Source organism: Enterobacter cloacae complex sp. IR5441, assembly GCF_049238215.1.
In the GTDB taxonomy this organism is placed as follows: domain Bacteria; phylum Pseudomonadota; class Gammaproteobacteria; order Enterobacterales; family Enterobacteriaceae; genus Enterobacter; species Enterobacter hormaechei_C.
Genome location: NZ_JBMKIA010000001.1, coordinates 158,391 through 171,446 on the forward strand (window position 1 = coordinate 158,391; position 13,056 = coordinate 171,446).

At 55.6% G+C, this 13,056-nt stretch carries 15 protein-coding genes; 4 read left to right on the top strand and 11 right to left on the bottom strand.

Going from position 1 to position 13,056, the window contains the following annotated elements; genetic code table 11:
• The first annotated feature begins 11 nt into the window (after positions 1-11).
• The 3 genes from pflB to ACOTX5_RS00775 all read left to right on the top strand — a co-directional run bounded on the left by pflB (position 12) and on the right by ACOTX5_RS00775 (position 5,237).
• Positions 12-2,306 carry a formate C-acetyltransferase gene (pflB, locus tag ACOTX5_RS00765; protein WP_045911537.1) on the top strand — a complete coding sequence of 765 codons (2,295 nt, stop codon included), beginning with the start codon at positions 12-14 and terminating at the stop codon, positions 2,304-2,306.
• Between the two features lie 274 nt (positions 2,307-2,580).
• Complete coding sequence (locus ACOTX5_RS00770; RefSeq protein ID WP_017693942.1) at positions 2,581-3,912, top strand: amino acid permease; 1,332 nt, start codon at positions 2,581-2,583, stop codon at positions 3,910-3,912.
• A gap of 20 nt (positions 3,913-3,932) precedes the next feature.
• Positions 3,933-5,237: a serine dehydratase subunit alpha family protein gene (locus ACOTX5_RS00775; protein WP_015571948.1), complete on the top strand. Its 1,305-nt coding sequence runs from the start codon at positions 3,933-3,935 to the stop codon at positions 5,235-5,237.
• An 80-nt stretch (positions 5,238-5,317) separates the two neighbouring features.
• Here ACOTX5_RS00775 and ACOTX5_RS00780 read toward each other — a convergent pair whose 3' ends face one another.
• Positions 5,318-6,019: a pirin family protein gene (locus ACOTX5_RS00780; RefSeq protein ID WP_017382430.1), complete on the bottom strand. Its 702-nt coding sequence runs from the start codon at positions 6,017-6,019 to the stop codon at positions 5,318-5,320.
• A gap of 104 nt (positions 6,020-6,123) precedes the next feature.
• Here ACOTX5_RS00780 and yhaJ point away from each other — a divergent pair, with 104 nt between their 5' ends.
• A complete protein-coding gene (gene yhaJ, locus ACOTX5_RS00785; RefSeq protein ID WP_045911536.1) occupies positions 6,124-7,026 on the top strand; it encodes a DNA-binding transcriptional regulator YhaJ in 903 nt (300 codons plus the stop codon).
• 38 nt (positions 7,027-7,064) lie between these two features.
• On the opposite strand, the gene ACOTX5_RS00790 is transcribed toward yhaJ, so the two are convergent.
• From ACOTX5_RS00790 to exuR, 10 genes are all read right to left on the bottom strand, one after another.
• Positions 7,065-7,430 carry a DUF805 domain-containing protein gene (locus ACOTX5_RS00790; protein ID WP_015571946.1) on the bottom strand — a complete coding sequence of 122 codons (366 nt, stop codon included), beginning with the start codon at positions 7,428-7,430 and terminating at the stop codon, positions 7,065-7,067.
• A 106-nt stretch (positions 7,431-7,536) separates the two neighbouring features.
• Positions 7,537-8,523: a glutathione S-transferase family protein gene (locus tag ACOTX5_RS00795; RefSeq protein WP_039269693.1), complete on the bottom strand. Its 987-nt coding sequence runs from the start codon at positions 8,521-8,523 to the stop codon at positions 7,537-7,539.
• Between the two features lie 72 nt (positions 8,524-8,595).
• Entirely contained in the window at positions 8,596-8,988 is a 393-nt protein-coding gene (locus ACOTX5_RS00800) for a DoxX family protein (RefSeq protein WP_039269694.1), read from the bottom strand.
• A gap of 247 nt (positions 8,989-9,235) precedes the next feature.
• Positions 9,236-9,532, bottom strand: coding sequence for a YqjK-like family protein (locus ACOTX5_RS00805; protein ID WP_003862649.1), 297 nt, complete (start codon positions 9,530-9,532; stop codon positions 9,236-9,238).
• Complete coding sequence (locus ACOTX5_RS00810) at positions 9,529-9,927, bottom strand: phage holin family protein (RefSeq protein WP_003862647.1); 399 nt, start codon at positions 9,925-9,927, stop codon at positions 9,529-9,531. Before ACOTX5_RS00810 ends, ACOTX5_RS00805 begins: the two co-directional genes overlap by 4 nt.
• A gap of 2 nt (positions 9,928-9,929) precedes the next feature.
• Positions 9,930-10,235, bottom strand: coding sequence for a DUF883 family protein (locus ACOTX5_RS00815; protein WP_003862645.1), 306 nt, complete (start codon positions 10,233-10,235; stop codon positions 9,930-9,932).
• Between the two features lie 29 nt (positions 10,236-10,264).
• The gene (locus ACOTX5_RS00820; protein ID WP_045911535.1) at positions 10,265-10,633 is read right to left on the bottom strand and encodes a DUF1090 domain-containing protein; all 369 of its coding nucleotides are present in this window, start codon (positions 10,631-10,633) and stop codon (positions 10,265-10,267) included.
• Between the two features lie 143 nt (positions 10,634-10,776).
• Entirely contained in the window at positions 10,777-11,160 is a 384-nt protein-coding gene (gene mzrA / locus ACOTX5_RS00825; RefSeq protein ID WP_003862640.1) for an EnvZ/OmpR regulon moderator MzrA, read from the bottom strand.
• 2 nt (positions 11,161-11,162) lie between these two features.
• A complete protein-coding gene (yqjA, locus tag ACOTX5_RS00830; RefSeq protein WP_003862638.1) occupies positions 11,163-11,825 on the bottom strand; it encodes a DedA family general envelope maintenance protein YqjA in 663 nt (220 codons plus the stop codon).
• Between the two features lie 341 nt (positions 11,826-12,166).
• Positions 12,167-12,943: a transcriptional regulator ExuR gene (exuR, locus tag ACOTX5_RS00835; protein WP_003862635.1), complete on the bottom strand. Its 777-nt coding sequence runs from the start codon at positions 12,941-12,943 to the stop codon at positions 12,167-12,169.
• Positions 12,944-13,056: the final 113 nt, after the last annotated feature.

The window sequence follows — 13,056 nt, forward strand, 5'->3', positions numbered from 1 at the left end:
GCGAGAATCTGATGAAAGTAACAATCGATACGGGCGTCGCGCCTTACAGCGACGCATGGGCCGGGTTTCGCGGTGAAGAATGGAAAAACGCCATTAACGTGCGCGATTTTATTCAGCATAACTACACCCCTTATGAAGGCGATGAAGCTTTCCTCGCGCAGGCGACGCCAGCAACGACGGCGCTGTGGCAGAAGGTGATGGTCGGCATTCGTCAGGAGAATGCTACTCACGCTCCGGTGGATTTTGACACCAACATCGCCACTACTATTACCGCGCACGGGCCGGGCTATATTGATCAGGAGCTGGAGACGATCGTTGGCCTGCAAACCGACAAGCCGCTCAAGCGCGCCCTGCATCCGTACGGCGGGATCAACATGATCCGCAGCTCGTTCGAAGCCTACGGTCGCGAGATGGATCCGCAGTTTGAATATCTCTTCACAGATCTGCGCAAAACCCACAACCAGGGCGTGTTTGACGTTTACTCCCCGGAGATGATGCGCTGCCGCAAATCGGGGGTGCTGACCGGTCTGCCGGACGGCTACGGGCGCGGACGCATCATCGGCGACTACCGTCGCGTGGCGCTGTACGGCATCAGCTATCTGGTGCGCGAGCGTGAACTTCAGTTCGCCGATCTCCAGGGGAAACTGGAGCGCGGAGAAGAACTGGAGGCCACGATCCGCCTGCGCGAGGAGCTGGCGGAGCATAAACGTGCGTTGCTCCAGATCCAGCAGATGGCGGCGAACTATGGGTTTGATATTTCACGTCCGGCGATGAATGCGCAGGAAGCGGTGCAGTGGGTCTACTTTGCCTACCTTGCCGCAGTGAAATCCCAGAACGGCGGGGCGATGTCGCTGGGGCGCACGGCCTCGTTCCTCGATATCTACATTGAACGCGACATGCAGGCAGGAAGGCTGAATGAGGTGCAGGCCCAGGAGCTGATCGACCACTTCATCATGAAGATCCGCATGGTACGTTTCCTGCGCACGCCGGAGTTCGACACGCTCTTCTCCGGCGATCCGATCTGGGCCACGGAAGTGATTGGCGGCATGGGGCTGGATGGCCGTACGCTGGTGACCAAAAACAGCTTCCGCTACCTGCATACCCTTCACACCATGGGGCCTGCGCCGGAGCCAAACCTGACGATCCTCTGGTCCGAACAACTGCCGATCGCGTTCAAGAAATACGCCGCGCAGGTGTCGATCGTCACCTCCTCGCTGCAATACGAGAACGACGATCTGATGCGCGCCGACTTCAACAGCGACGACTACGCCATTGCCTGCTGCGTCAGCCCGATGGTGATCGGCAAGCAGATGCAGTTCTTCGGCGCACGCGCCAACCTGGCGAAAACGCTGCTGTACGCAATCAACGGCGGGGTGGATGAGAAGCTGAAGATCCAGGTGGGGCCGAAAACCGAGCCGCTGCTGGATGAGGTACTGGATTACGACACCGTAATGGCGAGCCTCGATCACTTCATGGACTGGCTGGCGGTACAGTACATCAGCGCGCTGAATCTCATTCACTACATGCATGATAAATACAGCTACGAAGCCTCGCTGATGGCGCTGCACGACCGGGACGTCTACCGCACCATGGCCTGCGGCATTGCCGGGCTGTCGGTGGCGGCGGATTCCCTGTCGGCCATCAAATACGCCACGGTAAAACCGGTGCGCGACCACACCGGTCTGGCGGTCGATTTCGTCATCGAAGGCGACTATCCGCAGTACGGCAACAACGACGATCGCGTGGACAGTATCGCCTGCGATCTGGTTGAGCGCTTTATGAAGAAAATCCAGGCGCTGCCGACGTACCGCAACGCGGTACCGACGCAGTCGATCCTGACCATCACCTCCAACGTGGTTTACGGGCAGAAGACCGGCAACACGCCGGACGGACGTCGCGGCGGCACGCCGTTTGCGCCTGGCGCCAACCCGATGCACGGGCGCGACAGAAAAGGGGCGGTGGCGTCGTTAACCTCGGTCGCCAAGCTGCCGTTCACCTACGCCAAAGACGGGATCTCCTACACCTTCTCCATCGTGCCGCAGGCACTGGGCAAGGACGAGCCGGTGCGCAAAACCAACCTTGTCGGGCTGCTGGACGGATACTTCCACCACGAAGCGACCATTGAGGGCGGGCAACACCTGAACGTCAACGTGATGAACCGGGAGATGCTGCTGGATGCCATTGCCCATCCGGAGAACTATCCGAACCTGACGATCCGCGTTTCAGGCTATGCGGTGCGGTTTAACGCCCTGACGCGCGAGCAGCAGCAGGACGTGATTTCGAGGACGTTTACGCAGGCGATGTAATACAGGCTTCATCTTCAGCCTCCTCAAATGGGGAGGCTTTTAATTTTGTGAACGCCGTCAATTTTAGAAAACTTACTCTCCTTTCTGCTATCCCGAAGTAATATTATTCTCTCGCTTTAGAAAATCCCTATAAAAGTTGTGACTTTTTTCTCCCGCGCTCCGGATATGATCTTCCCATATCAATAACTCACACCTGCACCCTCTGACTCGCAATCGCTGGCGATCGGAACCTTATAAAAACAACCAGTTACCCTACAAAATAAGCGAGTGCCCAATGAATATGGCAACAAACAGCAGTGTGATTGTGAGTGATTCCCCTGCGGCAAGGCGGGCGGGAATGAGCGAAAGCGAATGGCGAGAGGCGATCAAATTCGACAGCACCGATACGGGCTGGGTCATCATGAGTATCGGGATGGCTATCGGCGCGGGCATCGTTTTTCTTCCTGTGCAGGTCGGGTTAATGGGGCTGTGGGTGTTTTTACTCTCGTCGATAATTGGTTATCCGGCTATGTACCTGTTCCAGCGCCTGTTTATTAATACGCTGGCGGAATCACCGGAATGCAAAGATTACCCGAGCGTCATTAGCGGTTATTTAGGTAAAAACTGGGGCATCTTATTGGGTGCGCTTTATTTCGTGATGCTGGTGATCTGGATGTTTGTCTATTCCACGGCTATCACCAACGACAGCGCATCCTACCTACACACCTTCGGCGTAACCGACGGTTTGCTGTCGGAAAATCCGTTCTACGGCTTATTCCTGATCTGCATTCTGGTCGCCATTTCGTCGCGCGGTGAAAAACTGCTGTTTAAAGTCTCCAGCCTGATGGTGCTGACCAAATTATTTGTGGTGGCGGCGCTGGGGCTTTCGATGATTGGCCTCTGGCATTTAGCCAACGTCGGTATGCTGCCGCCGATGGGCCTGCTGATTAAAAACGCCATTATTACGCTGCCTTTCACCTTAACCTCCATTCTGTTTATTCAGACATTAAGCCCGATGGTGATTTCCTATCGTTCACGGGAAAAATCCGTTGAGGTGGCGCGTCATAAAGCGCTGCGGGCAATGAATATCGCTTTTGGCGTGCTGTTTGTGACGGTCTTTTTCTACGCGGTCTCCTTTACGCTGGCGATGGGGCACGACGAGGCGGTAAAAGCCTACGAGCAGAATATTTCCGCCCTGGCAATCGCAGCACAGTTCATCAGCGGTGACGGTGCGGGCTGGGTCAAAATCGTCAGCGTGATCCTCAACATTTTTGCCGTGATGACCGCGTTCTTTGGCGTCTATCTCGGCTTTCGTGAGGCGACGCAGGGCATCGTGATGAACATCCTGCGCCGCAAAATGCCGGCGGAGAAAATCAATGAAAGCACCGTCCAGCGCGGGATTATGCTGTTCGCTATCCTGCTGGCCTGGAGCGCGATTGTGTTAAACGCGCCGGTGCTGAGCTTCACCTCCATCTGTAGCCCTATTTTCGGGATGGTGGGCTGCTTAATTCCGGCGTGGCTGGTCTACAAAGTGCCCGCACTTCATAAATATAAAGGCGTATCGCTGGTGATTATTGTGATTACCGGGCTGCTGCTTTGTGTTTCTCCTTTCCTCGCCTTCTCATGAGGTTAAATAAGGTCGTAACGATGTCTGAGCAAATTAATCCTTTATGGAACCATTTTATTCGCGCCGTGCAGGAAGAGGTAAAGCCTGCGCTGGGCTGTACCGAACCCGTCTCGCTGGCGCTGGCGTGCGCGATGGCTGCCGGACAGCTTGACGGTGAGGTGACGCGTATCGAGGCGTGGGTATCGCCGAACCTGATGAAAAACGGGCTTGGCGTAACGGTGCCCGGCACCGGTATGGTCGGTTTACCCATCGCGGCCGCGCTGGGGGCGACAGGCGGTAATGCACACGCCGGGCTGGAGGTGTTGAAAGACGCGTCGGCCGAGGCGCTAACGCGCGCCAAAGCACTGCTGAACGCAGGTCTGGTGCAGGTGAAATTGCAGGAGCCGTGCGAGGAGATCCTCTATTCACGCGCCTGCGTTTACGTCGGTGAATCCTCGGCGATGGTGACCATCGCTGGCGGGCACACTCGCGTGGTGGAGGTAGTTTGTCAGGGCGAAACGCGCTTCAGGCTTGACGATCGTCAGAGCCAGAACAACGACGATCCGCTGGCGGTACTCTCGACCACCACGCTGTCGCAGATCCTTGAGTTTGTAGAGCAGGTGCCGTTCGACGCGATCCGCTTTATCCTCGATGCGGGGCGGCTGAACGATGCGCTCTCCCGCGAAGGTTTGCGTGGCAACTGGGGGCTGCATATTGGCGCGACGCTCAATAAACAGCGCGCACGCGGCTGGATGGCGCAGGATCTGGGTTCAGACATTATTATCCGCACCAGCGCAGCCTCGGATGCCCGCATGGGAGGCGCGACGCTGCCGGCGATGAGCAACTCGGGTTCCGGGAATCAGGGCATCACCGCCACCATGCCGGTAGTGGTGGTGGCTGAGCACGTTCAGGCCGATGACGAACGGCTGGCGCGGGCGCTGATGCTCTCGCATCTGTCGGCTATCTATATTCATTACCAGCTTCCGCGCTTGTCCGCGTTGTGCGCGGCGACAACGGCCGGAATGGGGGCAGCGGCGGGGATGGCGTGGCTGATGGGCGGATCTTACCAGACCATTGCCATGGCGATCGGCAGTATGATCGGCGACGTGAGCGGGATGATCTGCGATGGAGCCTCTAACAGCTGCGCAATGAAGGTCTCGACCAGCGTCACCAGCGCCTGGAAAGCCGTGATGATGGCGCTGGATGACACTGCCGTGACGGGTAACGAGGGGATTGTGGCGCACGACGTGGAACAGTCTATCTCTAACCTGTGCGCTCTGGCGTGCCGCTCAATGCAGGCGACGGACCGGCAGATCATTGAGATTATGGCGAGTAAGGTGTTGTGATTTAATCCAACCCGTTATCCCTCACCCTAACCCTCTCCCATAGGGAGAGGGAACCGATCGAGCGAGGGGGCGTGTTGATCTTAAACCGGCAAATCAATCAGCAGCGCGCGCAGCGGCGTATCGGCAACCAGGGTGATATTCGCTTCGTCACGAATAAACGCCCCGTCACCGCAGGTGAGCGCTTCTTTCTCTTCCGTATGCGTGACCGCATGCACCGTTCCGTGAATGGACTGCAAATAGGCACGCGGGCCATGAAGCTGGAAGCTCGCCTGTTCACCTTTTTTCAGTTCGATATGGTGCAGCCACACCTGCTGGCGTAACTGCAAGCTGCCTTTGCTGCCGTCTGGCGAGGCAATCAGCTGCTGTTTACCGCCCTTCAGATCGATTTTTTGCACCAGCGGATTTTCCCGCTCCGGACAGGCATCCAGCCACAGCTGCATGCGGGTCAGCGTTTTATCTTTGCTGAGGTTATGCTCGCTGTAGCTAATACCTGGCTGCGTGGAAATTAACAGCGCCTCGCCAGCCTTTGCCTGGACATGATTGCCCTCGCTATCGCGATATTCTGCCTCGCCTTCCAGGATCAGGTTCAGGATATCGACTTTAGGGTACGTGCGCGGCTGGAAGGACGCGCCCGGGGCGAGCACTTCCTGATTCAATACGCGCAGTGAAGCGTAACCGAGGAGTTTAGGGTCAAAGTAGTGTCCAAAGGAAAAGGTGTAGCGGGCCTGCAACCAACCGAAATCGGCTTGTCCGCACTGTTTCGCTGTTCTTGTCGTAATCATAAACTTGACCTCTCTTTACACTAAATCAATGGTAAAGGTATGGACGCTGCATTGTTAGCCAGATATTCTGCCTGGTATGTTCAAATTTCCTGAATGAGAACGAGATGGCTAAAGAGAGAGCATTGACGCTTGAGGCGCTTCGCGTCATGGACGCGATTGACAGGCGCGGCAGTTTTGCCGCGGCGGCAGATGAACTGGGGCGCGTTCCGTCTGCCCTGAGCTATACCATGCAAAAGCTGGAAGAGGAGCTGGATGTTGTGCTCTTTGACCGTTCAGGTCATCGAACAAAATTCACCAACGTTGGGCGGATGCTGCTGGAGCGCGGCCGCGTATTGCTGGAAGCGGCGGATAAGCTCACGACGGATGCCGAAGCGCTGGCCCGCGGCTGGGAAACCCATCTGACGCTGGTGACCGAAGCGCTGGTGCCCACCGAGGCGCTGTTCCCGCTGGTAGACAGACTGGCCGCGAAAGCCAATACCCAGCTGTCGATCATCACTGAGGTGCTGGCCGGGGCGTGGGAGCGTCTTGAGACGGGCAGGGCGGATATCGTGATTGCGCCGGACATGCATTTCCGCTCATCGTCAGAAATCAATTCGCGCAAACTGTACAGCGTGATGAACGTCTACGTCGCCGCCCCGGATCACCCGATCCATCAGGAGCCGGAGCCGCTCTCTGAGGTCACGCGCGTGAAATACCGCGGTGTGGCGGTCGCGGATACCGCCCGAGAGCGCCCGGTGTTAACGGTACAGTTGCTGGATAAACAGCCGCGACTGACGGTAACGTCGCTGGAAGATAAGCGACAGGCGCTCCTGGCGGGGCTGGGCGTGGCGACTATGCCGTATCCGTTTGTCGAAAAGGACATTGCAGAAGGGCGGCTGCGCGTCGTCAGCCCGGAATACACCAGCGAAGTGGATATCATTATGGCGTGGCGTCGTGACAGCATGGGCGAAGCCAAATCGTGGTGTTTGCGTGAAATTCCCAGGCTCTTTGCCCACCACAACAAATAAGCGTAGGCCCGGTAAGCGTATGCGCCACCGGGCAGAATTTACGCGCTTGCCTTAGGATCCGGACCAAAGCGGTTTTCGCCCGGCGTTCCGCTCTGACAGTTGAAAATCAAAATCACGATCCAGCCGATAAGCGGGATCAACAGCAACAGCAGCCACCACGCCGAACGATCTGTGTCGTGGAGACGACGAAACAGTACGGCCCATGAAGGCAGCAGAACTAACACACCATAAATGGTGGTGAGAATGCCTTCACCCCCCTCGCGTTCCCAGCCGAGGATCTTGTCCACAATGCCCAGCACCATAATCAGAACGAAGTTCACCAGAACGAACATCCAGTACTCTTTACGGCGGGCACGGCCACCAAATCCAACGTAGTTGCGCAGTACCTTTAAATACCAGTCCATTTTTCCTTGCCTCTTAATCAGTCAATCACTTGTTTTCTAAGCGATCGAGGTAAGGATAGATGTATGCTGTGAATTAAAAAAGGGAATCAATTGATTCCCTAAATAATTATCCGAAACGCACGTCGCGCCCGTGCGGTTCATCCAGGTCCTGCCACGGGCCAATGGAGATAATGCCCGTTGGGTTGATGGTCTTATGACTGCGGAAATAGTGGGTGCGAATATGGTCAAAATTGACCGTCTCCGCAATCCCCGGCATCTGATAGATGTCGCGCAGGAAACCGTGCAGGTTCAGGTAATCACTGATGCGATGCTTGTCGCACTTGAAGTGGGTGACATATACCGGATCAAAGCGGATCAGCGTCGTCCACAGGCGGATGTCTGCTTCGGTGAGGCGATCGCCCGTTAAATAACGATGCTGGCCGAGGATCTGCTCCAGGCGCTCCAGGGATCCAAACACGTTGCCGACCGCTTCGTCGTACGCTTCCTGACTGGTGGCAAAGCCCGCTTTGTAGACGCCGTTGTTAACGTTGTCGTAGATCCAGCCGTTCAGCTCGTCAATTTTCTCGCGCAGCTCAACCGGGTAGTAATCCCCGGCGCGGGCACCGTGCGCGTCAAACGCGGTATTGAACATGCGAATGATTTCAGCGGATTCATTGCTGACGATCGTCTGGTTTTTCTTGTCCCACAGCACAGGCACCGTTACGCGTCCGGTGTAGTGCGGATCGGCGCGCAGATAGAGCTGATACAGGAAATCGTGATGATAAAGCTCATCACCCGTCGCGGCCGGGAAGCCACTGTCGAACGTCCAGCCGTTTTCCAGCATCAGCGGGTTGACCACCGAAACCGGAATTAACGATTCGAGACCTTTAAGTTTGCGCACAATCAGCGTGCGGTGCGCCCACGGACAGGCGAGAGAAACATACAGATGATAACGATCTTTTTCCGCCGCAAAGCCCCCTTCGCCACTCGGGCCGGGTGCGCCGTCGGCGGTCAGCCAGTTACGGAAGGCCGAAACAGAGCGCTTAAAGCGTCCACCGGTGGATTTGGTGTCATACCAGACATCCTGCCAGACGCCGTCTACGAGTTGTCCCATTTTTTACTCCTCCGTCAGATAGCAAAAGCGAGGAGATGTCTCCTCGCTTTGAATGTAATCAGTATAGCCTGCTTACCACTTCTTATTCAGAAGACGGTCGATGCTGTAGGTGCCCGGACCCGTGATAGCCAGCAGCAGGAAGCCGCCCGCGATGGTCAGGTTTTTCATGAACATCAGGGAGTTCACGCCTTCCGCAAAGTTGCTGTGGAAGATGAACGCGGTCAGCAGGGTAAAGCCTGCGGTGAACAGCGCCGTGGTGCGGGTCAGGAAACCGAACAGCACTGCCAGGCCGCCGCCGAACTCAAGCAGAATGGTCAGTGGCAGCAGGAACCCCGGCACGCCCATCGCTTCCATATACTGCTGAGTACCCGCATAGCCGGTAATTTTGCCCCAGCCTGCGGTGATGAACAGAACAGGCATCAGAATACGCGCTACCAGTACACCAACATCTTCTAATTTTTTCATTTTACTCTCCAGGAAACCACATCAGCGGCTAAACGTTATTTGCGTGCAAATTCGGGTAGATACCGCGTCTTTGCTGTCGATGGAGAGGAGTGTAAACGGGGCGGATGGCAAATGTTAGCAAGGAAAACTGTTAATCTTCTTCAAAGATATTGAGTAAGGGAGGGGGTTTTGCCGGGTGGCGGCTACGCCTTACCCGGCCTACACGCAATCGTAGGCCGGGTAAGCGCAGCGTCACCCGGCAAGAAGGCTAGCGCAACTGCTGTTGTCGCAGCGTGGTTTTCACCAGACGCCAGGCGCTCCAGGCGCCAAAGCCGCGGCGTGCCCAGCGGATCAGCATGTTAGGATGCCGAACCGACCAGATCGCCATCACGCTGCTGCCGACCAGCGCCCATGAGCGCAGGCTCAGGACCGTGTTCCAGCCGCGGTCAAACCGATGCGTGGCTTCAACCCAATCTCGACGGCTGGCAGACAAATCCAGCCGCTGCTGCTGGATTTGGCTCAACAGATACGCTTTCCGCTTTTGACGTTCGGCTTTGTCGCTCACGACTTATCATCCTCCAGCAGGGCGCGGTCGTTGGCCAGCTCCTGGCGCGTATGGCGCAGGAAGGTCGACGTGCGCGCTTTATGCAGGGTCCAGATACCGCCTATCAGCGCCGCCACCAGCAGAACCACGGTAGTCGCAATCATCGCGTTCAGACGATACTGTGGATCGATAGCCCAGATGATTAACACCATCAGGCTCATCAGACCAAACGCGGCAAAGAGCATCGTAAGCCCAAGCATGAGCAGCATCTGGAAGAGGTTGGCTTTCTCCTCTTCCAGCTCCACTACCGCAAGCCGGACGCGCGTTTCGGCAATCCCGACCAGCGTCGTAAGAATACGCTGGCCGATGCCGAGGACGTTTTTAGCAGGCCCTTGTGCGTGACGTGGATCTTCCATAATCAACGACGCGTCAGCAGGACACCCAGCACCACACCCACTGCGGCGCCAATACCTACACCCGTCCATGGATTATCACGTACATATTCGTCTGCGCGCGCTGCCGCTTCGCGGGTTTGTTTCGCCAGCGCATCACCGGTTTCGCCCAGACGGTAACGGCTCTCTTTCAGTGCCTGCTCCGCTTTGCTGCGCAGTTTACTTACTTCTTCTTTCGATTTATCCGCAGAAGAGTTCAGCACCTCTTCCAGGGTGTCCGCCAGGGATTTCAGTTCAGCGCGCAGATTTTCTGAAGTTGTATCTTTTGACATGATTCTCTCCTGTTGAGATTTCCGTTAACTCAATAATCGCGAGCTTCCAGCGCTTTCAGTTCGTCCTGCGCCTCTTGCAACTTCCTCTCGCGCTTGGCAATTTTTTCCGCATCACCTTTCTCTTTCGCTTCCTGTAGGTCTTGACGGCGCTCGGCTATCTCGTCCTTCTGTTCAGCGATTTTTTTCTGATGATCGGCACGCAGTTTGCTGTCCGTACAGTTGTCTTTCACTTCGCTCAACGCTTTTTTCAGCCCGTCGATCCGGTGCTGATTTTTATGCTTTTCGGCATAACTGATTTCGCGTTGGATATCCTGTTCTTTCTCCTGACAAAGAGACATAGCGAAGGAAGCTGTGCTTAAAGAAAAAAGGGCCAGAGCCAGAGTGATGCGGTATTTCATTATAGAAACCTTCCATTGTGTTACGGCGTAAGCCGTGTTCCAGAACTATGCGGAGAACATCTGAGGGGTGCTCCGCGTACTTAAGCATAGTAAGTAAACGGGAGTTTCACCAAAGTAGGTGAAAATATTCGGAATCTTAGTCGTTAACCAAATCGATGCGACGTGTCGCGTAACCGTGACATCCAGGAGGCTACGTGGCTGTCATCATCCTGTTGCGCAATGATGTAACCCTGCGGCAGCGTGCGGTCCAGCACGGCTTTCGCCGCGGCGCTTTGCGCACTGGAGTCAAATTTTATCAGCAGCACATCGTCTTGCGGCGTGATGCTCTTAAAGCGGATCCCGTTTGCGTCCAGATGATGCCAGATGGAAAAACCATCCGGCACGCTGGTTCCCTGGCTCACAGGACGGATAGCCAGCGTCGACTCCTGATGCTGTAGCGCAGACCACAGCAGGATAAGAGCGCTGAACATCATCAGCGCGACGATAGCGTAAGAGAAGCGGCGCAGCGCGAGCGGGGAGATAACCATCGTTAACCCCTGGCTCCGTATTTCTTCTTCCACAGTACGACCAGGGACCCGACCAGGCCAAACACCAGCAGAACGACGGGCAGTAGCATCAGGCAAGACATCAGCTGATCTTCATATTTCATAAAGACCGGCGTTTTACCCAGCGCGTAGCCGAGCGTGGTCAGGATCAGCACCCACAGCAAGCCGCTCATCCAGTTAAAGAACTGGAAGCGCGTACTGCTCAGGCCGGACAAGCCCGCAATGGTGGGCAGCAGGGTGCGTACGAATGCGATAAAGCGGCCGATCAGTAAGGCGGAAAGCCCATGCTTATGGAAAAGGTGGTGCGCTCGCTGGTGGTAATGGGCCGGAAGGTGCGAAAGCCAGTTCTGAACGATTCGCGTGTTACCCAGCCATCGCCCCTGAATGTAACTCACCCAGCAGCCCAGGCTGGCGGCAATGGTCAAAAGCAGGACCGTTTGCGGGAAAGCCATCGCCCCTTTTGCACAGAGCACCCCGACCAGCACCAGCAGGCTGTCGCCGGGTAAAAAGGCAGCAGGCAGCAGACCGTTCTCAAGGAACAGGATCATAAATAACACAAAGTAGAGCATGCCAATCATGGACGGGTTGGCCAGCGTTTCGAAATCCTGAGCCCAGAGGGCGTTCAGTAGTTGGGTCAAAAGTTCCATTCAGTGTTCCTGGAAATCGGTTAACGTCACGCCTGTCATTCGGGAAAACAGCACGGCGACATTGTTATGATTTCATTATGGTCGCTCGCGGACACATTGATGTGTGGCCAACACTGTTCCCTGTTAATTGGCTGGTTAGCAAGCACTAACTTACAAAATAACGAAGTGAATCCAATTGTAACAAAGCCCGACGTTCTGCGTCACAGAATTTGAGGGGAAACACGATTTTGGCGTAAGCCACGGAGGGGAGCGAGAAATTTTACAAAGGCTGACACTATAGAGGTTTTCTTACCCTGTCTGGCCGGAAGGCGCGGCGGTGCGCCTGCCAGCAGTTCGGGGCGTTATTTTGCGAGATTGGTCGCGGTATCGAGGTGAACGACCGGATTATCGGCAAAAAGATAGCGGTCAGCGTTAAATTCAAAGTCATCACTTGTTTCATTAAACAGCATCTGTTTGGTGTTCTCCAGGTGCTGCCACATTGCCAGTTTCGCCGCATGCGGATCTTTACGAATCAGAGCCTTAAGAATCTGGTCGTGGTCGTCACACCAGTTATCTACCGTGCGGGAATCAATGTGATCGTGTAATTTCTTCCAGTACGGGTTGTGAACGCGCTGAGTCCACATTTTTTCAACGATTGCCGCCAGCGCCGTGTTCTGAGTCGCAAGGGCGACCTGGACGTGGAATTGCAGGTCCCATTCGGAATCGCGGAAACATTTTTCTTTACGCGCGTGATCCTGGATTTCCATCAGCTTCATGATGTCCTGTTTGGTCACCTGCGTCGCAGCAAATTCCGCAATGTTGCTTTCAATCAGCTGGCGAGCCTGGAGAAGCTCAAACGGACCGTAGCTGGCAAACTCCAGACTTTCGTCCGGGGTGGGGGAGTGTTTCGCCTGGCTGGAAATCACATGAATGCCGGAACCTTTGCGTACCTCAACATATCCTTCCACTTCCAGCATGATGATGGCTTCGCGGACCACCGTACGGCTGACGCTTTTTTCATCCGCAATGAAACGCTCAGCGGGAAGTTTATCACCGACAAGATAGACCCCTTGCTCGATGCGATCTTTCAGCTCGGCGGCAAGTTGTTGATATAAACGACGTGATTCGGTGATTTCCATATGCGCTCCAGGCAGGGTACGGCGAATGATTTGTTATACCACTTTTGCGTGCCACTCTCCAGATTTCGCCATGAAAAAAGCCGCCCGGAGGCGGCTTTTGAGAAGATTTTGCC

Excerpts from the sequence above, each read along its gene's own strand:
- ACOTX5_RS00775 (WP_015571948.1), top strand. The coding sequence starts at position 3,933 with ATGTCTGAGCAAATTAATCCTTTATGGAACCATTTTATTCGCGCCGTG.
- ACOTX5_RS00810 (WP_003862647.1), bottom strand. The coding sequence starts at position 9,927 with ATGGAAGATCCACGTCACGCACAAGGGCCTGCTAAAAACGTCCTCGGC.
- pflB (WP_045911537.1), top strand. The coding sequence starts at position 12 with ATGAAAGTAACAATCGATACGGGCGTCGCGCCTTACAGCGACGCATGG.
- ACOTX5_RS00770 (WP_017693942.1), top strand. The coding sequence starts at position 2,581 with ATGAATATGGCAACAAACAGCAGTGTGATTGTGAGTGATTCCCCTGCG.
- ACOTX5_RS00800 (WP_039269694.1), bottom strand. The coding sequence starts at position 8,988 with ATGAAAAAATTAGAAGATGTTGGTGTACTGGTAGCGCGTATTCTGATG.
- ACOTX5_RS00820 (WP_045911535.1), bottom strand. The coding sequence starts at position 10,633 with ATGAAATACCGCATCACTCTGGCTCTGGCCCTTTTTTCTTTAAGCACA.
- mzrA (WP_003862640.1), bottom strand. The coding sequence starts at position 11,160 with ATGGTTATCTCCCCGCTCGCGCTGCGCCGCTTCTCTTACGCTATCGTC.
- ACOTX5_RS00780 (WP_017382430.1), bottom strand. The coding sequence starts at position 6,019 with ATGATTACGACAAGAACAGCGAAACAGTGCGGACAAGCCGATTTCGGT.
- ACOTX5_RS00790 (WP_015571946.1), bottom strand. The coding sequence starts at position 7,430 with ATGGACTGGTATTTAAAGGTACTGCGCAACTACGTTGGATTTGGTGGC.
- yqjA (WP_003862638.1), bottom strand. The coding sequence starts at position 11,825 with ATGGAACTTTTGACCCAACTACTGAACGCCCTCTGGGCTCAGGATTTC.
- ACOTX5_RS00795 (WP_039269693.1), bottom strand. The coding sequence starts at position 8,523 with ATGGGACAACTCGTAGACGGCGTCTGGCAGGATGTCTGGTATGACACC.
- exuR (WP_003862635.1), bottom strand. The coding sequence starts at position 12,943 with ATGGAAATCACCGAATCACGTCGTTTATATCAACAACTTGCCGCCGAG.
- yhaJ (WP_045911536.1), top strand. The coding sequence starts at position 6,124 with ATGGCTAAAGAGAGAGCATTGACGCTTGAGGCGCTTCGCGTCATGGAC.
- ACOTX5_RS00815 (WP_003862645.1), bottom strand. The coding sequence starts at position 10,235 with ATGTCAAAAGATACAACTTCAGAAAATCTGCGCGCTGAACTGAAATCC.